20 protein-coding genes are annotated in these 19,915 nt (G+C 58.2%); 6 read left to right on the top strand and 14 right to left on the bottom strand.

The features are described from left to right. Positions 1–8: 8 nt before the first annotated feature. The 8 genes from Pan181_RS02310 to Pan181_RS02275 form a co-directional block, all read right to left on the bottom strand. A complete protein-coding gene (locus Pan181_RS02310) occupies positions 9–386 on the bottom strand; it encodes a YidH family protein (RefSeq protein WP_197528845.1) in 378 nt (125 codons plus the stop codon). Further along, positions 379–969 (bottom strand): GNAT family N-acetyltransferase, encoded by a 591-nt coding sequence (locus tag Pan181_RS02305; RefSeq protein WP_197528844.1) that lies wholly within the window; start codon positions 967–969, stop codon positions 379–381. The genes Pan181_RS02310 and Pan181_RS02305 overlap by 8 nt, the downstream gene beginning before the upstream one ends. 23 nt (positions 970–992) lie before the next feature. After that, positions 993–2,867 carry an ABC transporter ATP-binding protein gene (locus tag Pan181_RS02300; protein ID WP_145245294.1) on the bottom strand — a complete coding sequence of 625 codons (1,875 nt, stop codon included), beginning with the start codon at positions 2,865–2,867 and terminating at the stop codon, positions 993–995. Between the two features lie 101 nt (positions 2,868–2,968). Further along, the gene (locus tag Pan181_RS02295) at positions 2,969–4,072 is read right to left on the bottom strand and encodes an ABC transporter permease (protein ID WP_145245293.1); all 1,104 of its coding nucleotides are present in this window, start codon (positions 4,070–4,072) and stop codon (positions 2,969–2,971) included. 10 nt (positions 4,073–4,082) lie between these two features. Next, positions 4,083–5,063, bottom strand: coding sequence for an ABC transporter permease (locus tag Pan181_RS02290; protein ID WP_145245292.1), 981 nt, complete (start codon positions 5,061–5,063; stop codon positions 4,083–4,085). Positions 5,064–5,099: 36 nt separating this feature from the next. Then, entirely contained in the window at positions 5,100–7,061 is a 1,962-nt protein-coding gene (locus Pan181_RS02285; protein ID WP_231943731.1) for an ABC transporter substrate-binding protein, read from the bottom strand. 234 nt (positions 7,062–7,295) lie between these two features. Further along, entirely contained in the window at positions 7,296–7,790 is a 495-nt protein-coding gene (locus tag Pan181_RS02280; protein ID WP_145245291.1) for a hypothetical protein, read from the bottom strand. Further along, positions 7,787–8,266: a hypothetical protein gene (locus tag Pan181_RS02275; protein WP_145245290.1), complete on the bottom strand. Its 480-nt coding sequence runs from the start codon at positions 8,264–8,266 to the stop codon at positions 7,787–7,789. The genes Pan181_RS02280 and Pan181_RS02275 overlap by 4 nt, the downstream gene beginning before the upstream one ends. A gap of 128 nt (positions 8,267–8,394) precedes the next feature. Between Pan181_RS02275 and Pan181_RS02270 the strand changes: the two genes are divergently transcribed. Continuing rightward, positions 8,395–8,838 (top strand): hypothetical protein, encoded by a 444-nt coding sequence (locus Pan181_RS02270; RefSeq protein ID WP_145245289.1) that lies wholly within the window; start codon positions 8,395–8,397, stop codon positions 8,836–8,838. Positions 8,839–8,857: 19 nt separating this feature from the next. On the opposite strand, the gene Pan181_RS02265 is transcribed toward Pan181_RS02270, so the two are convergent. Together Pan181_RS02265 and Pan181_RS02260 are read right to left on the bottom strand one after the other, a co-directional pair. Further along, on the bottom strand, positions 8,858–9,319 hold the full coding sequence (locus Pan181_RS02265) for a hypothetical protein (protein ID WP_145245288.1): 462 nt from the start codon (positions 9,317–9,319) through the stop codon (positions 8,858–8,860). Positions 9,320–9,395: 76 nt separating this feature from the next. Next, on the bottom strand, positions 9,396–10,595 hold the full coding sequence (locus Pan181_RS02260; RefSeq protein ID WP_197528843.1) for a leucine-rich repeat domain-containing protein: 1,200 nt from the start codon (positions 10,593–10,595) through the stop codon (positions 9,396–9,398). A 444-nt stretch (positions 10,596–11,039) separates the two neighbouring features. Between Pan181_RS02260 and Pan181_RS02255 the strand changes: the two genes are divergently transcribed. Continuing rightward, positions 11,040–12,374, top strand: coding sequence for a Gfo/Idh/MocA family protein (locus Pan181_RS02255; RefSeq protein WP_145245286.1), 1,335 nt, complete (start codon positions 11,040–11,042; stop codon positions 12,372–12,374). Between the two features lie 133 nt (positions 12,375–12,507). Further along, on the top strand, positions 12,508–12,702 hold the full coding sequence (locus Pan181_RS02250; RefSeq protein WP_145245285.1) for a hypothetical protein: 195 nt from the start codon (positions 12,508–12,510) through the stop codon (positions 12,700–12,702). Between the two features lie 31 nt (positions 12,703–12,733). Here Pan181_RS02250 and Pan181_RS02245 read toward each other — a convergent pair whose 3' ends face one another. Continuing rightward, complete coding sequence (locus Pan181_RS02245) at positions 12,734–13,675, bottom strand: IS5 family transposase (protein WP_145244898.1); 942 nt, start codon at positions 13,673–13,675, stop codon at positions 12,734–12,736. 59 nt (positions 13,676–13,734) lie between these two features. On the opposite strand from Pan181_RS02245, the gene Pan181_RS02240 reads away from it, so the two are divergent. After that, a complete protein-coding gene (locus Pan181_RS02240; RefSeq protein WP_145245284.1) occupies positions 13,735–14,766 on the top strand; it encodes a hypothetical protein in 1,032 nt (343 codons plus the stop codon). 29 nt (positions 14,767–14,795) lie between these two features. Here the strand turns inward: Pan181_RS02240 and Pan181_RS02235 are convergent, their stop codons facing one another. The 3 genes from Pan181_RS02235 to soxR all read right to left on the bottom strand — a co-directional run bounded on the left by Pan181_RS02235 (position 14,796) and on the right by soxR (position 18,276). Further along, complete coding sequence (locus Pan181_RS02235; RefSeq protein WP_145245283.1) at positions 14,796–16,679, bottom strand: collagen-like triple helix repeat-containing protein; 1,884 nt, start codon at positions 16,677–16,679, stop codon at positions 14,796–14,798. A gap of 75 nt (positions 16,680–16,754) precedes the next feature. After that, positions 16,755–17,390, bottom strand: a complete 636-nt coding sequence (locus Pan181_RS02230) for an RNA polymerase sigma factor (protein ID WP_197528842.1) — start codon at positions 17,388–17,390, stop codon at positions 16,755–16,757. Between the two features lie 436 nt (positions 17,391–17,826). Then, positions 17,827–18,276, bottom strand: a complete 450-nt coding sequence (soxR, locus tag Pan181_RS02225) for a redox-sensitive transcriptional activator SoxR (RefSeq protein ID WP_145245282.1) — start codon at positions 18,274–18,276, stop codon at positions 17,827–17,829. A 119-nt stretch (positions 18,277–18,395) separates the two neighbouring features. Between soxR and Pan181_RS02220 the strand changes: the two genes are divergently transcribed. Next, positions 18,396–19,127, top strand: a complete 732-nt coding sequence (locus Pan181_RS02220) for an SDR family oxidoreductase (protein WP_145245281.1) — start codon at positions 18,396–18,398, stop codon at positions 19,125–19,127. Positions 19,128–19,204: 77 nt separating this feature from the next. After that, positions 19,205–19,810, top strand: a complete 606-nt coding sequence (locus Pan181_RS02215; protein ID WP_145245280.1) for a superoxide dismutase — start codon at positions 19,205–19,207, stop codon at positions 19,808–19,810. Positions 19,811–19,915 lie beyond the last annotated feature (105 nt).

Genomic DNA, 19,915 nt, shown 5'->3' with positions numbered 1-19,915 from the left:
TTGCGCCGCTACTCTCCCGCCACGCTAAGCATTAAGTACGCCGCCAGCGCTACTCCGGCGGTGGCCACCAAGGCTGAGACCCACAGACTCAGCGCTGGCCACCGGCGGGTGGGCGGGAACGAGCCCTGAAACTCACGGACGAACTGCCGGTGCTGCCAGGCTGCCAGTGCGATCATCACCGCTCCGAGCAGGATGAACGCGATGCCGATGATCGACGACGCCATTTGATGGCCACCCATGACCTGCCCTCGCACCATCGCGAGAAACATGCCGAAGCGGGCGACCAGGAATCCCAAGCCAATCACGGCAATGCCGCTCCGCAACCAGGCCAGTAGCGTTCGTTCGGCCGCCAGGTAGACGCGTGGATCTGAGGACTCGTTACTCATGAGATTCCTGCCACTGTTGTTGGGTGAGTCGGTACACAACATGGGTGCGTAGCGGATGCCCTTCCGGCACGAGCGGGTGTTCAAACGTGTCGCGGTCGAGCTGCATGCCGAGTCGCTGCATCACCCGCTGCGAGGGAAGATTGATGGTCGCGGTGTACGATACGATTTCGTCGAGCCCCAGGGTTTCGAAGCCCACGCGTAGCGCTGCCTGGGCAGCTTCGGTAGCATATCCGAATCCCCAGTATTCCTGCAGCATCCGCCAGCCGATTTCGACACAAGGACCAATGGGAAGCGCGTAATCGGGTCGATTCAGCCCCACAAACCCCATGAACGCTCCGGTGTCGCGAAGCTCGACCGCCCAAAATCCCCAGCCCTGCTCTGCGATGCGGTGCTGTAGTTTTATGGCTAGCGCGTCGCTTTCGCTGCGAGTGAGTGTCTTGGGAAAATATCGCATGACTGTCGCATCGCCATTCAGCTGGGCGAACGGGGCGAGGTCCTCCTCGCGCCATTGGCGGAGCAGCAGTCGATTGGTTTCTGGTTCGATGAGTGCAGGCATCCAGCTATCGGTTGCTTTGCGAAGCAACCCGACCTCCTATCGAGCGTTCATCACCCCTGGTTACGCACTTGCTTGCGTTGCTCAGTGAGCTGCCGAATGTGCTCCAGGCTGTCGCGAGGAGTCGCTTCGATGAGTCGCCGAGTGTAGGCTTCTTTCGGCAGCGCGTAGATATTATCGCTGGGACCAAACTCAACGATCTTGCCCTGGTTCATCACGGCCATCATGTCGGCCATGAACTTCACCACCGACAAGTCGTGGCTAATAAAGATGTAGGTCAGCCCGCGATCTTCCTGCAGCTTCTTCAGCAGATTCAGCACCTGCGCCTGCACCGACACGTCGAGAGCCGAAACCGACTCGTCGCAGATGATGAAGTCGGGCTCGACGGCCAAGGCCCTGGCGATCGAAATCCGCTGACGCTGCCCACCGCTGAATTCGTGCGGGTAGCGACGCAGGTGCTCGGGCTTTAGGTCGACCTCTTCCATCAAGGCAGCGGCCTTCTCTCGCCGCTCGGCCCGCGATGCGGCCAGTCCATGAATCACCATCGGCTCGGTGAGCGTCGCTTCGATGGTCATGCGTGGGTTCAGCGAACCATAGGGATCCTGGAAGATGATCTGCATGTTGCGCCGCATCGCACGCATTTCGCGCGAGCCCATGGCAAACACGTTCTTGCCGTTGTAGTTCACGCTTCCGCCGGTGTAGTCGACCAATCGCAAGATCGCCCGCCCGGTGGTGGTCTTGCCGCAACCGCTCTCGCCGACCAGACCGAGAGTTTGGCCGCGATAGACGTTGAAGCTCACTCCGTCGACCGCCTTTACGTTCCCCACGACTCGCGAGAACACGCCCCGGCGGATGGGGAAGTAAACCTGCAGGTCTTTCACCTCCAACAGCGGCTGGGCATCGTCGGGCACCATGGTGGAGTCGGGCGAGTGGTGCCCTTCCTCCCAGGGATGGCCCATCGCCTGCAACTCGGCCCGCGGGTGGAGCAAACGCCCCCGCCCGTGAGTCATCAACTGATTCAGCCGCTTCTCGTCGAGCGTCTTCTCGATGATCTTTACCTCGGGACCTTCCGGCGTTTCGATGGTTTCGGTCGCCATGAAGTCACTCACGGTCGGCAGCAAACGATACTTGGTATCGAGCCGCGGCCGACACGCCAGCAAGCCCTTGGTGTAAGGATGCTGCGGATTCTCAAAAATCTGCAGCACGGTGCCATACTCCACCATCTTGCCGCGATACATCACCAATACGTCGTCGGCGATTTCGGCGATCACGCCGAGGTCGTGCGTGATGAACAGGATGCTCATGCCGCGGGTGTCGCGGAGTCGGCGGAGGATGTCGAGAATCTGTGCTTGGATGGTCACGTCGAGCGCGGTGGTCGGCTCGTCGGCAATCAACAACTGAGGATTGCACGACAGCGCCATGGCAATCATCACCCGCTGCTTCTGCCCACCCGACATCTGATGCGGATAGCTATCGACTCGCACCTCGGGCTCGGGGATGCCGACCTCGCTGAAGAGCTCGATCGTCTTCTTGCGGGCTTCTTCCTTCGATACTTTTTGATGCAGCACGATGGCTTCGGCCACCTGATCGCCGACCGTAAACACGGGATTGAGGGAGGTCATCGGCTCCTGGAAGATCATGCTGATGTCCTGCCCACGGATTTCGCGCATCTCGGGCTCAGGAAGCTTCACGAGGTCTTTGCCAAGAAACGAGATGCTGCCCGACTCGATATCGGCCGTCGAAGCGAGTAGCTGCATGATGGAGAGCGAAGTGACGCTCTTGCCCGAACCGCTCTCGCCGACGATGCCAAGCGTATGGCCCCGCTCGACGCGAAACGAAACGTCGTCCACCGCCCGCACCACGCCTTCTTCGGTGTGGAAGTAGGTGCGAAGGTTCTGAATATCAATAACCGCGGCGGTGGAAGTCATAGTGGGAACCACAGCAATCGCTGTGAAAGCTTGAAGGAACGCTTGCCTGATTTACAAAACCAACTCTGCCTGCAACTCCTCGAAATGCGAGGGGTGAGGTCTTAGTCATCATTACGCAGCCGCGGGTCGGTTGCTTCCTGCAGCCCTTCGCCGATCAGGTTGTAAGCCAGCACGGTGAAGAAGATGGCCAAGCCAGGGAACAGGATGAGCCACCAGGTTTGTTCGATGGTGCTCTTTCCTTCGCGAAGGATATTTCCCCAGCTAGGGTTCGGCGGCGGGGTACCACAGCCGAGCAGCGACAGCCCGCTCTCGAGCAAAATGGCCGAAGCAATGCCGAACGTAATCGGCACCAATACCGGAGCGAGGCTATTGCGTAAAATGTGCTTAAAGATCACTCGCATCTGCCCTGCCCCCAGGCTCTTGGCCGCGGTGACGTAGTCGGATTGCTTGAGTCGCAGAAACTCGGCTCGCGCCAGGCGGGCAATGCCGGTCCAGCGGGTGAAACCGATCACCGCCATGATGTGCCAAATGGTCGCCTTCTCGACAATGGCCAGCATCGCCAAAATGAGCACGAGCGCGGGGATGCAGAGTACTACCTCGATGAGTCGGCTGATGATGATGTCGACCCAGCCACCGAAATAACCGGCCAAGGCACCGAGTGTGATGCCGACCGTCGCGGCGATGCCCATCGACACGAAGCCCACTAGCAACGCGATTCTCGTGCCGTGCACCATCATGGCAAACACGTCGAATCCTTGCTGGTTGGTCCCGAACCAGTTGTAGCGACTCGGCACACCATCGGCTCCGGTTGGATTCTCCGGCTGGCCGGGCCATTCGTCTTCGGTGATCCGGCGGAACGGATCCTGGTACACCAGCGGCCAGATGGCCCAACTTTCAGGATCCTTCTCTTTCAAGTTCTTGGGGTACCGCTTACGGAAGCGGTCTTTCTGAAACACGGGGTTTTCCCACTTTGGATTGAAGTAACCGAGCGCGGGAAAGTAGAGGTTACCTTTGTACTTGCAGACCACCGGCTTGGTGCCCGCGATGGCTGGTGCGAACAAGGCAACCAGGGCCATCAGCAATACGTAGGTCAACGCCAGCATGGCGGCCTTGCGGCGACGGAATCGCTGCCAGGTCTCGCGCCAGAACCCTGGAGATTTCGGAGCTTTTGTCACCTGCTCGGTGACTGGTGGTTCATCTGCCATGGAACGTGGGCTAATTGTAAGTGACGCGTGGATCGACAACCGAGTACAAAACATCGGCCAGCAATTGGCCAACCAGAGTGAGTACACTAAACATGAGCGTGAGGCCCATGATGGTCGGGTAGTCTCTCTCACTTAGCGACTCGAAGAACAGTCGGCCCATGCCGGGCCAGTCGAAAATCATTTCCAGAATAATGGCTCCCCCCAGCAAGCTGGGAAGCGTCAAGCCTACCAGAGTTACCAGCGGGATCATCGTGTTGCGGAAGGCATGCTTCACCAGCACCGCCCACTCGCTCAAGCCTTTTGCTTTCGCAGTACGGATGTAATCCTGGCGAATCACTTCCTGCATGTTCGACTTGATGAACCGCGAATAGTAAGCCAGCGAACCGTAGGTAAAGCAAACGATTGGCAACAGTGAGTGCAGGAAGATGTCCCACACTTTGCCAAACGTTGTCATTTCGGCGTAGTCCATTGAGACAATCCCGCGCAGTGGCAAGATCTCCAGCTTCACCGCAAACAGAATTTGCAAGTAGAGTGCGGCCACGAACGAAGGTAGCGAGTACAGCATGTAAAGCAACAAACTCACGCTACGTTCCGCCGTGGTATTGCTTCTGGCCGTGGACCACAGCCCTAAAGGAATCGAAAGCAAATAGCTCAAAATCAAAGACGATACAGTCAGCACCAGCGTGGCTCCCACCCGCTGACGAATCAACCGAACTACCGGTTCCTTGCGTGAGAGACTATTGCCCAGATCGAGCCACATTGCCTTGCCTGCCCACTCCATGTAACCAAGCGGCCAAGGCTTATCGAGTCCGTAGGCTCTCTCTAAGCGTTTCATATCGGCTTCGCTGAGCTGCATGCTCGGATCGGCCGCCGCCTGAACCACCGTGAGTGGTGTGCCGGGCATATTGCGAATTAGCGCGTAAACCAAAAAGGTGATTAACACCAAGGTAACTGCACCAATGAGCAAACGACGAATGAGATAATTAATCATAGTTGTCGGAGAGGTGGATCGCTGTGTTGCTCGCGGTTAATTCATTTTCCAAATGCCGTGGATACCTGGGCTGACGCCGAAGGGATCGCGGGGGCTGAAGTTAAAACCTCGAATCTCTTTATTCAGACCATACAACGTGGGACGGTAGAACAACCACAAGTAAGGCTGATCATCCCAGAGAATCTCGTGGATCTCCGAGTAGTACTCGGCTCGTTTTTCGCGGTCGAACTCCAACTCGCCTTGTTCGAACAGTTTATCCACACGCGTGTTGGAATACTCTCCATAGTTACGTCCCCCACCTGTTCCAAAGACATTCTCCAGTGTCGATGGATCGGCACCCGATCCCCATCCCGCAATCATCGCGTCGAACTGATGCTTGAGCGATTTATCCTGCAATACGGTGAACTCCATTGGTTTCACATCAACCTGGATTCCAATCTGGTCGAGATTCGACTTCATCTGGGTGCAGATCTTGATTGAATTTGGTGTCGTGGAACTGAGCAAGGTAAATCGGAATGGAATGAGTCGCCCGTTAACTTCCTTATCGCGAATGCCATCGCCATCGCTATCGTCCCAACCTGCTTCGTCGAGCAGGTCTTCCGCGGCGTCGAGATTTCGCTCGTAGGCCTTTGGCTTGTCAGACGCCATCCATCCGGTCGGATGAAATGCCCCCAAACCTGCCGGTGCCAAGTTGTAGTGAATGCTTGAAAGCATTTCTTGATGATCGAAAGCGAAAGCCATGGCCTTGCGCACGTTCTTGTCTTCGAAGTAGGGCCGCTTGACATTCCACACAATATGGAACTCGGTCCACTCCATACCACGCACTTTGGTGTTCTTCTCGTAGAAGTCCGCGTTATCTGTTTGTGTGAGCCATTGCTCGGCATTCAGGCGACAATCGTCAATGTCGCCCGTTTTAAGTGTCAGCAGAGCCGTATTGGGATCGGTGATCACTTCGCAGCGTATCTCTTTGAAATACGGCTTTTCACGAATCTGCTTGCCATCTTTTTGCCAGTAGTCATCTCGACGGGTAAGAATAATGTTCTGACCTCGTGCACGCGACTTGTACTCATAAGGGCCACAAGTGAGCGGCTTATTGATAAACTGTTGATGGTACTTGCTATTCTCCATCGTATAGTCATCAGCAAGGCTATCCTTGTAGATGTGCTCAGGCACAACTGGATAGGAGATGTTACCGCTGTTCGATGCCAGTGGCTTCTTGTGAAAGAACACCAACGTGTGGTCATCGTAGGCTTCGACCCACTTGAGTTTCTGGGTACTCGATCGTACTGCCGGAATCGTCACCTTGGGATTCATGATCGTTTGGAACGAGAAGACAAAGTCGTGGGCCGTAACCGGCTCGCCATCCGACCAATAGAGATCGTCTCGCAGCACAAACTTATCCATCATTTGGTCTTCGCTGGTTTGCCAAGACTTGATGGTTGACTTCAAACCAAACCAATTGAAATCGGCATCGAAACCAATGAGTGCGACTCCCGTCAGATCCAAGAGTTCCATCTCGACCGAAGCGCTGATCATCAACGGATTCAGGCTTTTGAGATCGCCGTTTAAGAAATGCACCCACGTCGCATCAGCATCGACTTGCTCGTCGCTCTCGGGCAATTGTCGCATAACGCTGTATATTTTGTCGTTGGCCTCTGGCGAGTCGTTTTTGAGCGACATCGCTTCTTCTGCTGGCACCAAGGGAGGACTGTCCTTTAGCCGTTCGACGAGCGGATCACGAACTTCCTTGAGTGGTCGGTCGACCCAGTTGGCCGAAGCGTCGATCTCATCCAGCGAGGGAGGATCGTATTTCACCAGTTCCTCGAACACTTCGTTGTTCTCGGTCTCGTTGCCCGAGTCGCTGTCGGCCGACTCCTTCGCGGCTGGCGCGTTGGACGTGGGGCGCTCGAAGCAGCCGACCACCGGAATGAGCAACGCTAGCACGAGCAGACTGAGCGAGCTGGCTCGCCCGACGTACGACCACATCCACGAATTCATCGTTTAATCCATATCTGTTCCAGAGAGAGACCCGACTGGCCGTCGGGGAGCCGATTCCGCCAAGATTCATCGACTACAGAAAATTCCAGCGAGAATGGAAGGGTCCCGCTCTGGCCGATTATAACCAACACCCTGTTTCATGCGAACAGCCATCGCACCGGGCGGGTGGGCGAAATGCCAGATCGGCAACCTCGACTCGAAAATCGTCGGATTTACGCAATCACCCCAGGGCACCTACTCCAGCATATAGCTGAAATCGCTGATGTAAATCTCGTGGATCAGCAGCTCCGGAAACGCCCGCCGCAGCCGTAGGTAGATGCGGCGGCGAAACGCATGCAGCGTGGGATCGTCGAATAGATTCGGGTCCATCAGCCGGGCGGAGGTGATTATCTGGTTGCGAACCCGGTGTTGTCTGACGTCCCAGATCTTCTCAAATAGCTCGTTATACTCGTCTTCGACCTCAGCATACACGGTAAACGACAACGTGACCTTCTCCCGCTCTACCGGTCGGTAGTTCTTTATATGGAAGTCTCCAAGCTTGTAAGCATGGGGAGGAGGCACCTCGGGCTCGGCCTCTTTGTCCTCCTTGTCCCCCTTCTTCGCCTTTGCTTTGGCGTCGGCAGCGCCGGCCAGCGGGGCGCAGCTGGCACTGAGCAGCAGCACCGCTAGCAGCAACAAACCGCAACGTGGTGCGAATACCGAGGGAGTGGAGGAAGCTTGGTAGGTCACAGTCGTTTCACCTGAGGATCAGCAATGTGAATGCGTTCGATATGCGAATCACCAATGAAGGGTTTTAGCTCGTCGGCCAGACGAGCCTTGAGGGTGGTCAACGTGGGGTCGAGCAGATCTTCCATCGCGGTGTTGCGACAGACCTCGATCACCTTGTTCCGAAACCGCCCCTGCAGCCGTTCGAAGTTGCTGGTGAGGGTTCGCTCGTACTCGGGCAAGACAGCCGCGTAGAGCTCGAACTCGATCTGCACCTGCGTCGCCGCGGTCGGGCCGGCTCCGTCGCCCGGGTAGACCGGGATGGGAACCACATACTCACCGAGGTCGACCGTCGAGAGGTCCTCGACGGTGGGTAGCCGCTCGAAACGCTCGAAAGGCGACTTGCCCGACGAGCCACAGCCAGTCAGCACCGCGCAGCCGAGCGCGATTGCCGCGCAGCGGGCCACCTGCACCATCGGTTTGGCGGGGAATCGTCTCATATTCAAGCATAGCTCGCCGTAGCGCACCGGCGGCAAGCTAAACTTGCTTGAGCGGAGTACACTGCGTGTGCGATGGTCGCACGCGTTGTATCGATTATGCTGCCGCTCGGCTGATTCCCTCTGGTGCCATGCGTTATCCCCGTGCGATCCTCTGCCTAGCTCTAACCACCCTCGTACTGGGTGGAGCAGCTGGCTGCTACGACAGCAAGAGCCTGATCGACGAGGTGCGCAATAAGGCCATTCGCACCCGGCTCGACGAACTCGACCTCGGCTATTTTCGCACCACGCTCCCGCGGAGTGCGGTTGACGACTCGCCGATGGAAGTGGAAGTCGAGATGTACGGTACCGTCGTACGGCACAAAATTCCGGCGTTGGAAGAAGAGCTCAAAGAACAAGAGTATCGCTTGCGGCAGGAAGTCGTGATCGCCCTCCGGCAGACGAACGCCAACGAGATTGCCGACCCCAACCTGGTCACGTTCCGCGAACGACTTCTGACCGTCTACAACACGGTGCTCGAGAACGCTCCGATCGAGTCGCTTGGCTTCCGCCAGGTGCGATTTATCCCTCTATAAGTGCTCCGCCCCAGTCTGTTTAGCGGGATAGCAGCTTGTGCGAAGCACGCTGCGATGTTGCGGTGATCTGCTTGGGCGCTCCTAACTGCTCCGCAAATTTCTGCAGTCCTGCGGGTACGAACGCGGCGGCCGGCACCTGGATCGACGTCGTGTGCCAGAGTCCTCGCTGCTCGGCGTCGGGCACGATGGTCACCTGGGCGCCTGCCAGGCCGGCGCTGGTGAGCCGGCGGTCGACGTAGCTGGCGAGTTCCGGGCGGCTGACCTGCGGCAACTCCGAAAACGCACTCGCCTGCTTGAGCATCGCCTGCAGGCGGTACTCTGCTCGCACGATGAGCACCACGTGCAACAGCAGCACGAGCCAGGCTCCGATGGCCAGCAGCGCGACGGCTGCCTGCAGCACCCACAGCATGCCGCGGGTCGGCAGGTCGCGGTCGGCGGCAACAGGAGGATCGGCTTGGGGAGGAGCGTATGGCGAGAGCATGGCTCCAGCCTAATCACGCATCGCTCCCCTGGCAACGAAATCGCCGTGTGAGCCAATCATTCCTGAATAGGACGACCTATTCGTCCCACTCAATCGTTACATTCGGCAGTGCCTTCTTCAGCTCGGCAACGCCCTCTTCGGTAATGAGCGTCAGACGTGCCGACACCCGATTGAGGGTCTTGATCTTGCCAAGCGCGGCGAGACCTTCGTCGCCGACGTCGCACGCCTCGATCGACAGTGTGGTCAGCGCGGGAAGCGAAGCCAGCTTGGCCATGCCTTCGTCGTCGACCATCGTGTTATCGAGGTTCAAGTACAGCAGATTCAGGTCCTTGATGGCGTCGAGCCCGTCGTTCGACACGGGGGTGTTCCAGAGATTCAGGTAGACCAACTTTTCCTTGTCGGTCAGGTACTCGAGTCCCGCGTCGTCGACCCCTGTTTCGCTCACGTCTACCTTACGCAGCAACTTGCAGTCCTGCAGGGCGTCGAAGCCAGAACCGTCGATGTAAGTGCCCCGCAGGTTCAGGTGGCGAATCTTGGTCATGCCGGCCAGGTACTTCAAGCTGCTGTCGGTAATGGCCGCTCGCATGAGGTCGAGGTCGTCCATGTTGGTCATACCAGCGATGTACTGCAGCCCTTCGTCGGTGATCGACGAATCCTGCAGCATCAGGCCTTTGAGCTTGGTGAGCTTGCTGATGGCCTTCAGGCCTTCGTCGTCGACCGAGTTGCTGCGGATTTTAATGGCCGCGAGCGAGGGGATTTCGGCCAGGCTCTTCATGCCTTCGTTGGTGATGGTGCACCCGCGGAGGTCGAGCAAGCGGAGCTTGGGGGCCCCTACCAGGTTTTTGACACCCTCGTCGTTGATGCGGTTGAACAGCAGGTGCAAGTAGGTGAGGTTCGGCATCTCGGCCAGATCGACCAACGCGTCGTTGGTCATCTGGGTGGTCCGCTCGAGATTGAGCGACTTGAGCTTGGGCAGTTCCTTCAGGCGAGCGATGCCTTCGTCGGTAATCTGCGTGTTGCGAAGCGACAAATCCTGGAGATTCGGGAATTTCAGGATCGTGTCGAGCGCGTCGTCGGTGATTTCGGCTCCCCACAATTTGAGGGTCGTCAGCTTGGTGGCGTCGAGCAGCGGCTCGAGATCGTCATCGCTCACCGGGCGTTCGTCGAGGTCGATGCCCACCAAATCGCCTTCGGCGTTCGTGGTAAGCTTTCCGAGTAGCTTCAGGGCGTGCTCGGACGCGGAGTCGGCCATCACAGTCGCCGAGAGCGACATCATTACGAGAACCGACCAAATAACTGCAATAAATCGAAGCGGCGTAACCATAGGTCTCCATCCACCATCAAAGGGAATGCGGTAAAAGAAAGTGGATTGACTCGAGAATCGAGTCATTAGGGCAGGACTACTATTTATACCTTGTGACCGTGTGCAATGCGACCTGCTGACCGTACTAGCAGTGAGAAAAAGTCGATAATTCGGCACCAAGGGCTGTATTTCCCCCGATTTTGTTCCCCCAATCCTGGGGACTGCGTGTCGCCGGATTAGGGGTGCGGCGGCGAAACTTTTTTGTTCGGCAAAGGTTTTTTTGTAAATGGTCGCCACTTTGGATATGATACTCCTTGGCGATACAATACATCGTTGCCTTCCTGTCCGGTCATCACTGCCCCTAGACCGGCACTCACACTCTGTGATTTCCGTATCTATTTGAGGAGTTCCACAAACATGGCGAATAAACAAAACCGACGTGACTTCATGCAGAAGACTGCTGCCGTGGGGGCAGGCTATTGGGCCCTGGGCGGTGTTGCTCTGGCACAAAGCAAGTCCGCAAACGAGCAACTTCAAATTGGTTGTGTAGGCGTTGGCGGTAAAGGCGATTCGGATACCAAGAACGCCAAGAAGTTCGGCAAGATTGCCGCGCTTTGCGATATCGACGACCAAACCCTCACGGGCATGGAATCGTTGATGAAGACCGGTAACACGTTCAACGATTACCGCGAGTTCTTCGACAAGATGGGCGACAAGCTGGATGTCGTCACGGTCAGCACTCCCGACCACATGCACGCCATCATCGCGGCTACCGCCATGAAGCTCGGCAAGCATGTGTACTGCCAGAAGCCAATGACTCGTACCATCTACGAAGCTCGTCGTCTCGGCGAATTGGCCAAGGAGAATAACGTGGTTACCCAGATGGGCAACCAGTTCACGGCCTACAACCCGATGCGTGAAGCAGCTCATCGCATCAAGGAAGGCAACCTTGGCAACGTGAAGGAAGTTCACATCTGGACCAACCGTCCTGTGTGGCCTCAAGGTGGCGAACGCCCTGCTGGCGCTCCCGTTCCGTCGCACGTGCATTGGGACCTGTGGCTCGGTGTTGCTCCCAAGCGTGAATACGCTCCCGGCGCTTACCACGACTTCAAGTGGCGCGGTTGGTGGGACTTCGGCACCGGTGCTCTCGGCGACATGGCTTGCCATACGTGCAACCTGCCGTTCATGGGCCTCAACATGCGTGACCCGGTGTCGGTCGAAGCTCAAACTTCGGGCCACAACGGCGACAGCTATCCCGAATGGTCGACCATCAAGTTCGAGTTCCCCGAACTCGACGGTCGTGCTCCGTTCACCATGTACTGGTACGACGGTGGCAAGAAGCCTGATAACGCCCTGTTTGCCGACGTGACCGTGAAGAACGGCGATGGCACCCCGGCCCCCTCGGCCTCGGGCTGCATGATCATCGGCGACAAGGCCAAGATGTACGCTGCTGGCGACTACGCCGAGCAGGGCATCGAGATCCTCGGCGCCGATCCGCTGAAGGTCGAATACCCACGTTCGCGTGGTCACGAGCGTGAGTTCTACGATGCGATCAAGGATCGCTCGAAGACTCCGATGTCGAACTTCCCGAACTACGCCGGTCCGCTGACCGAAACCATCCTGCTCGGCAACCTGGCCGTGTGGAGTGGCAACCGCGTGGAATGGGATGCCAAGACCATGACCCCGCTGAACGACGACAAGCTGAAGAAGATCGTCAAGCCCGAATACCAAAACGGCTACGAATTGATCTAACCAGCGTCTGTCGCTGCAATGTTTCGAACGAGCCCGGCTTCCACTTGGGAGCCGGGCTTTTTTTGTGTCGACCCCGCCGACTTTGGCCAGGAATTGATAGCCGACCACCCCACCAAGTCGATAGAATAGAAACATGGACTTGCAAGCTTTCTCCAATTGGACCGGAACCACCGACGAACTGTTCGATCGCCTGACACACGAACTCGCGGCCGCCGGCAGGTGGCACGAACTGTTCGAGGCCAGGCTCATGGCTGCTCGGGCGAGGTTAGGTATTCCACTGGCCTTGTTGACTAACTCCACTCGAACTGTGGAAGCCCGAGTTGGGTGAATTGATTGATGATTTTACAGGGCCTTGTTGACTAACTCCACTCGAACTGTGGAAGCCCGAGTTGGGTGAATTGATTGATGATTTTACAGCGCAAGCGGGCTTCCGTTTGTTGGTTTTCGAATACTCGGTTTTTGAGATGGCTCCCAAAGCTTTGTTTCACTCGGTACATGGTCGTTTCCGCCAAGCTTCTACGATGATAGCCCACTTCCTCTTTCCAACTCCTACGCCCCTTGCGTCGAATCTGACGAATTGCCTCGTCCCGGGGCAAAGGCTCCTCCGCAGAGTTGCCATGTTGTTTGATCTTGGCGTTGTGCTGCGGCGGAATCACCGGCTCAATGCCTTCGGATTCCAGCCCTTCATAAACCTTCCACTTGTCGTAACTACCGTCGCCGTGAAACTTTTTTACGGGCTGCTCCACCTGCTCCAGCATTTCGGGAACCGCATCGGCATCGTGGCAACTGTTCTCGGTCAAAATCTCCGCCACAATCTCGCGGGTGTCAGGATTCACCGACAAATGCAGCTTCCGCCATGTCCGCCGCTTCGACTTGCCATGCGTCCGCATCTTCCATTCGCCCTCGCCAAACACTTTCATGCCGGTGCTATCCACCACGATATCGATGTCGCCCCTCTTGTTAGCGATATCGAGCGAAACATTCAGCTTGCTGGCTCGCTTGGCGAGCGAAGAATAATTGGGAATCGCTGCCTCGACGCCCAACATCGCCACCAGCGAGCGGCCGAATCCCTCAGTCTGCCGATAGGGAAGTTTCAGCAGTTCGCGAATCGTCAGCAAGCACTCGATCGCCGTATCGCTGAAGACAAAAGGGCGACCGACTTTTGTCTGGTCGTTAGGATGTTCCCAGTTCTCCAACGCCTCGTCGCTAAACCAAATAGTGATGTTTCCACGCTCGATGAGCGACTTGTTATACTCCTTCCAGTTCGTGACTTTGTAGGTTCGTTTTTCTTTCGTAGCCATGTTCGATCTCCGTAAAAAAGGTACGTGGTTCCATTCCACGTTAGTTTTTACGGAGGTTTGTGACTAATTGTTCAACAAGGCCTATTCCACTCATCAATTCTCCAAGGCTCGACGATCTGGAAGAGCCGGTTCGTGTTCAACTTGAGGACGACTACACAGCTGCTTGCCGCGAAGTCGGCGGGTTGCTGGTCGACGCCGGGCGGCTTCGCGAAGGCTGGCAGTACCTGCGTGCAGCCGGCGACAAGGCTCCGCTGCAGCAGGTCCTAGGCCGAGCGGTGCCGAACCCTGACAACATCGAGGAGCTCATCGAGCTCGCTCTTCACGAAGGCATCGATGTCGAGCGAGGCTTCGCCTGGTTGCTTGGCCACTTCGGCACCTGCAACGCGATTACCACGCTCGAAGGCATCGCCCCGCAGCTTACGCCGGCCGAGGTTATCTCGTGCGCTACCGCGCTGGTGCGGCATGTCGATCGCGAACTCCGTAGCGGACTTCGCACGCACATTACCGATCAGGAAGGCACCGCGCCGGCTGCGAACGACACCGTGCCGCAGCTGATCGCGAACCGTCCCTGGTTGTTCCAGTCGCAAGCGTCGCACGTGGATGCTTCGCACCTGGCAGCGACCGTGCGGTTTGCGCGAGTCATCACGCATCCGCCGCTTGTGCGCCTGGCGCTCGAGCTGTGCGACTACGGGCGGCAGCTCGACCCTACGCTGCAATACGCGGGCGACTTACCGTTTGCCGAGCTGTACCCGGCCCATCGGTTCTTTTTTCAGGCCTCGCTCGGTGAAGCCACCGACGAAGCCCTGGCATTCTTCCGCCAGCAGGCCGAAAACAGCGATCCGGCCAGCGATGGCACCGCAGCCATCGAAACCTTGATGGTGCTGCTCGATCGCTGTGGAGCGGCCGACGAAGCCATGGCCGTGTACGAGCGATTGGTGCCCGAAGGCATTCGGCTATCGCCTTACGCACCACGACTGGTGGAACTGGCTGCCAAGTGTGGCGACTGGCAACGCTACGAAGCCATTCTTTGCCAGCGTGACGACCCGGTGGGCATCGCCTTGGGCGTGCTCAAACGTAGTCCTGTTAGCTAACCGAGCCTAACGACCAAAGGTCGCTCGCGTTACTCGGTAGTACTCTCTGAAGTACCCGCGGGCGACTCGCTGGATTCAGCAGCCGGACTGGCGGGCGTGTTGTCTGCTGCATCCAGATCAGCAGCTGGTTTGTTGTCAGTAGCATTCCGCTCGGCGGGGGGAGCATCGTTCGGCCGAGGCCCAGGGCCTGGCTGCTCGTCGGCAGGTCCCCTCGGTCCGAAGGGAGGACCGCCCTGGTTACCGCGAGGCCCCATTTCGCCGCGGGGGCCACCTTGCTCACCGCGTGGGCCACGTTCGCCGCCGTTGCGGGGACCGCCGCCACGTTCGTTACCGCCGGGGCCGCCACGGTCGCCATTCTGCATGGCGTCGGAATCTTCGCCACGAGGACCACCGCGGTCGTCGCCACGGGGACCACGATCGTCGCCGCCGCGGGGGCCTCCACGTCCGTTGTAACGCCCCCCTGGCCCACGTCCCCAGGGACGCTGACCAAAGCTGCGGAACACTTCGTCCATGCGGTCGCGTTGCTCTTCGTCGGCAAAGTATTCTTTGTAGTACCGGAATTGAAGCTCGGTCATCATCTGCTCTTTCGGCATCGCCAGCAGCACCGCCTTATCCTCGTCCGACAGGTCGCCGTTCGAGAAGTACTCTTCCAGCGTGGCAACATCGAGCTTGCTGGGACGATCCTGCGAGGCAATCCAGAGCCAGTAAGTGAGCAATCCGCGGCGATGCCCTTCATCGAAGCCCCGCAGTCGCGAGGCCGCTTCGTCGTCCAGAGCGCTCATCAAGCCATCTTCGATCGCCTGGCTGTAGGCTTCGAACTTGGGAAACACTCCCTTCGCAGGCTGGGCGCCTGCCGAGATCCACAACACCCCCCGCATCGCCATCTGCGGCGAGGTTTCTTTCATCCGGTTTAGCCCTTCGATCAATCGAGGGGGGAACTGTTCTTCGCGCTGATCCAGATCGGGGATGGCCGCCTGCATTTCGGCTTGCAGCCGCAGGATCTTGGGATCTTGAGCCATGCGATTCATGGCCTTGCGCAGCGCGGCCGCATTGGCCGGAGTCAGTCGACTCAGGTCTTTCTGCACCGCCTCTCGGTGCATTTGCTCGACGCGGGCCACTCGTTCGTCAGCCGGCAGCGCTCGCAAGCGGAACTGATCGCTCTCGGGAATGCGCGACAGCCAGGCGTAATAAGCCAGCATCGTTTTCTGCAGCACTTCCGCATCGGGATCGCTGGCCATCGTCTGGTGCCAGCTGGCGAGTTCGGCACGCTTATCGGAGCTAAGACTCTCGTACCGCTGATGCTGGCTGGCGAGTTCGGTCCGCCGATCCGCGGGTAGGTTTTCGACGAATGTCACGCGATCGCGGTAGCTGGCCGTGGTGAGTTGTTCGAGCGACACGACGTCGTCGTCCACTTCCGAAGCCCATTCCTTGAGCAGCCAGTCGCCGCAGTTCGCATGCAGCAGGCGCAGGAAGTCGACATCATGCGCTTCGCTGTAAGCGTCGAGCTGCATGATCACCGGCAAATTGTTGTAGAGCTGCAGATTTTGATTCGGCGCTAGCACGCCGAGCGCGGCGAAGCCAACCACCACGGCCGCGGCGATCATGCCAATCGTCTTGAGCCGGCGGTTCCGCTTGCGGACCGGCAGCATCGCGGTTTCGGCCGCGAGTTCCTTTTGGGCTTCGACGGCCGCCATCTCGATGGTGGTCTTCGTAAAGCCGTCGCCCACTTCCACCCGAGGCAATTCGTCCAGTGCATTCCAAATGCGATCGAACTGTTGCAGTTCTTCCCGCGCGAAATCGTCCTTGCTAATGCGAAGCTCTATCGACTCGCTATCCGCGGCCGACAACTCGCCATCGAGATACGCAACCAGCTCTTCGCGGAGCATCTCGTCAGATTGTTGAGGACTGGACATGGAAAATGGAGGGGGTGGAGTTGGTTAGTATTCGATAATCGGGAGTTGGGTTGAGTTGCGTGTGCCGAAAGTGGATTAAACCTTCACTTCGCCCTGTTCCAGGTAGGGCTCGAGTACTTCTCTTAAGTTGGCTCTAGCGCGACTGAGCAGCGACTTGATGGCCTGCGGGGTGAGGTCCATGATCTCGCCAATCTCGGCGTAGCTGAGTTGTTCGAATTTGGCGAGCAGCACCGCCATGCGTTGCCGCTCGTTGAGGCTCTCGATCGCCTGACGCACGACCTGCGACATCTCCGACTTGTCGAGTTGCCGGGTGGGCATCAGGCCGCTGGCTGCTAGCGCGGTGTTCTCGATGGGATTCGCCCCCGAGGCATTCGGCGAAGCCGGCGTTACGTTCACTTCTTTGCGCCGCGAGAGCGATCGCAGCGCGTTGGAAGCCACGTTGTTGGTGATGGTGAAAAGCCAGGTGCTAAACTTCGAAGCCGGCACGTACCGCTTGCGAGCACGATAAATCCGCAAGAACACATCCTGTGCCAGGTCCTCGGCCATGTCGCGTCGTCCCACCAGGTGGGTAAGTACCGCGACCACGCGATTCTGATATCGCCGCATCAGCTCTTCGAACGCATACGCATCGTCGGCCGCGACGCGCAGCATCAGCCGTACGTCGGGATCCGCCTGCGTATATCGGTCGATGGTTGCTTGGCTGACGCTCACGTGGTGTTGGTTGGTTGTTAGTTCGGTTGACCTGGAAAGTTAAACCCCGAGGGGTACGACTAGTTTCGTGGTAGCAACGCAGGTGCTTCGGGGATTCCGCCCGAAGTGGTTTTGCCCCCAAAACGGGAAAATCGATGGGTGGGGGCATTTCTTACGTCGCACCCAAGCTGCGTAAGTCGTTTGCAACGCACTATTTACATCGAGCACCATTGTCGCAAGTTGGTTGCGGTGATTACAGGGTGGGGCGAAATCCGCCCCTTCGGGCCGCTACCACGCTGGTAGCCGACCATCCTCCATTAGACCAAACTCTTCCGGCAAATCCAGCGCGATTATTGGCCACTTTCGGCGGCAAAATACGGGAATTGGCTTGCCAAAAGAGCCACCCCGTCGCCAGTTTGAGCCCATCGCCAGTACCTTGAGAGGAGCTTCGTACCGGCTACCGCAGCAAGTGAGGTCCCGGACCTTTCTCGGCAAGTTCGTCGCTCGGATTACGTAGCGGGCAGTCGTTCAGCGACAGGCACCCGCACCCGATGCACTGGTTCAGCTTGTTCCGCATCCGCGTAGCGAGTTCGATCTTTGCCTGCAGTGCTTCGTCGAGCGCGCGACTCACCCGTTGCCAGTCGCGGGTTGTGGGAACCCGATCGGTAGGGATACCGCTGAAGGCCTCGCCGATCTCGTCGAGCGTGAATCCCAGGTCCTGGGCCACTTTGATCAGGCCAAGCACGCGGAGTTCGCGACGCGAAAAAAGCCGTTGATTCCGCTTGTTTCGAGTGCTGCGGACCAGCCCTTTCGACTCATAGAAATGGATGGCCGACACGGCGATGCCGCTGCGTTGGGCTAGCTCTCCGATCGCTAGCAAAGTCTCGTCGTTGTCCTGGCTAGACATAAGCCGGCCCTTCACCTAAAGTTAACTTGAGGTTATACCTCAAGCTTGGTTGAGGTGACTAGTCCTTCCAATTCTGGTAGGCCGCAACCTAACCGTCAACAGTTCAAGGAAAAAGAGAGATGAGCGAACAAGAACAAAAGATCGCCTTGGTTACCGGAGCATCCGACGGAATCGGCAAAGAGACCGCACGCCAGCTAGCGCAGCAGGGTCTGCAGGTGCTGATTGGCTCGCGAAGCCTGGAGAAGGGTCAGAAAGTGGTCGAGGCGTTTGCCGCAGCCGGACTCTCAGTCGGCCTGGTGCAACTCGACGTGACCGACCGGGAGAGCATCGAGAAAGCAGCTCAGCAGGTCGGCGAGCAGTACGGTCGGCTCGACGTGCTGGTAAACAACGCCGGCATTGCGTTGGATCGCACCCCGCTGAGCGAGATGTCGATCGAAGACTTCACGCTCACGTTCCAAACCAATGTGATCGGCACCTTCTCGGTCACCAAGCTCTTCTTGCCGCTGATTCGCAAGTCGTCGCAAGGACGCATCGTGATCGTCTCCAGCAGGTTAGCGTCGCTGTTGAACATGTCCGACGAGAACAGTCGCTACTACTCCGTCGTGCTGCCATCCTACGCGGCATCGAAGGCGGCGCTCAACGCTTTGACCATTCACTTCGCCCGCGAACTGAAAGACTCCGGCATCAAGGTCAACGCAGTGGAACCTGGTTTGACCGCGACCCGCTACGTGACCCTCGAGGGGGCGCAACCGGTGGAAGTCGGCGCTGAATCGTCGGTGAAGTACGCCTTGATCGGCGACGACGGCCCCACCGGCGGGTTCTTCGACCGCGAAGGGGTACACGTGTGGTAACGCGTTTGCCGTGCCGCCGCGGCGCGGCCAGCACGCTCCCCCCTCTCAACACTCTCCCTATCAAGGATTAAACGATCATGCCATTTGAACTACCCGCCCTCCCCTACGCGACCGATGCGTTCGAACCAGCCATCGATCGCCTGACCATGGAGACCCATCACGGGAAGCACCATGCAGGCTATGTCGCCAAACTGAACGACGCCTTGGCGGGCACCGGCTTCGAGGATAAGCCGCTCGAAGAGATTCTCGGCAACCTCTCGGCGATCCCCGAGGCCAAGCGTACCGCGGTTCGCAACAACGGCGGCGGTCACGCCAATCACTCGTTGTTCTGGAGCGTGCTGACCCCTGAAGGAATCACCGCGCCGAGCGGCAAGCTGCACGAAGCCATCGAAACGACGTTTGGTAGCTACGAGTCGTTCAAGACCGAGTTCGCCAACGCGGCAACCAGCCGTTTCGGCAGCGGCTGGGCCTGGCTGAGTGTCGACTCCGGCAACCTCGTGGTCGAAAGCACCCCGAACCAGGACAGCCCGCTGATGGAAGGCCGCACGCCGATCCTGGGGCTCGATGTCTGGGAGCACGCCTACTACCTGAGCTACCAGAACCGCCGGCCCGACTACGTGTCGGCCTTCTTCTCACTCATCCACTGGCAAGAAGTCTCCCGGCGCTATCTCGAAGCCATCTAGCCGCCGCCGATAGAGCCCCGATACCCGCCAGCGGGAATCACTCCAGCGATGGCTCTCGAACTTTGGCCCCGTCCGAAGCAAGAGAGCCATCGTCGTGCCCGCGGC

Source organism: Aeoliella mucimassa, assembly GCF_007748035.1.
Lineage (GTDB): Bacteria > Planctomycetota > Planctomycetia > Pirellulales > Lacipirellulaceae > Aeoliella > Aeoliella mucimassa.
This window is presented reverse-complemented; position numbering and strand designations above follow the sequence as displayed.

Bases quoted from the DNA above. Each gene is read 5' to 3' on its own strand.
- Pan181_RS02310 (WP_197528845.1), bottom strand. From the start codon at position 386: ATGAGTAACGAGTCCTCAGATCCACGCGTCTACCTGGCGGCCGAACGA.
- Pan181_RS02300 (WP_145245294.1), bottom strand. From the start codon at position 2,867: ATGACTTCCACCGCCGCGGTTATTGATATTCAGAACCTTCGCACCTAC.
- Pan181_RS02295 (WP_145245293.1), bottom strand. From the start codon at position 4,072: ATGGCAGATGAACCACCAGTCACCGAGCAGGTGACAAAAGCTCCGAAA.
- Pan181_RS02290 (WP_145245292.1), bottom strand. From the start codon at position 5,063: ATGATTAATTATCTCATTCGTCGTTTGCTCATTGGTGCAGTTACCTTG.
- Pan181_RS02285 (WP_231943731.1), bottom strand. From the start codon at position 7,061: ATGAATTCGTGGATGTGGTCGTACGTCGGGCGAGCCAGCTCGCTCAGT.
- Pan181_RS02275 (WP_145245290.1), bottom strand. From the start codon at position 8,266: ATGAGACGATTCCCCGCCAAACCGATGGTGCAGGTGGCCCGCTGCGCG.
- Pan181_RS02270 (WP_145245289.1), top strand. From the start codon at position 8,395: ATGCGTTATCCCCGTGCGATCCTCTGCCTAGCTCTAACCACCCTCGTA.
- Pan181_RS02265 (WP_145245288.1), bottom strand. From the start codon at position 9,319: ATGCTCTCGCCATACGCTCCTCCCCAAGCCGATCCTCCTGTTGCCGCC.
- Pan181_RS02260 (WP_197528843.1), bottom strand. From the start codon at position 10,595: ATGATGTCGCTCTCGGCGACTGTGATGGCCGACTCCGCGTCCGAGCAC.
- Pan181_RS02255 (WP_145245286.1), top strand. From the start codon at position 11,040: ATGGCGAATAAACAAAACCGACGTGACTTCATGCAGAAGACTGCTGCC.
- Pan181_RS02250 (WP_145245285.1), top strand. From the start codon at position 12,508: ATGGACTTGCAAGCTTTCTCCAATTGGACCGGAACCACCGACGAACTG.
- Pan181_RS02245 (WP_145244898.1), bottom strand. From the start codon at position 13,675: ATGGCTACGAAAGAAAAACGAACCTACAAAGTCACGAACTGGAAGGAG.
- Pan181_RS02235 (WP_145245283.1), bottom strand. From the start codon at position 16,679: ATGTCCAGTCCTCAACAATCTGACGAGATGCTCCGCGAAGAGCTGGTT.
- soxR (WP_145245282.1), bottom strand. From the start codon at position 18,276: ATGTCTAGCCAGGACAACGACGAGACTTTGCTAGCGATCGGAGAGCTA.
- Pan181_RS02220 (WP_145245281.1), top strand. From the start codon at position 18,396: ATGAGCGAACAAGAACAAAAGATCGCCTTGGTTACCGGAGCATCCGAC.
- Pan181_RS02215 (WP_145245280.1), top strand. From the start codon at position 19,205: ATGCCATTTGAACTACCCGCCCTCCCCTACGCGACCGATGCGTTCGAA.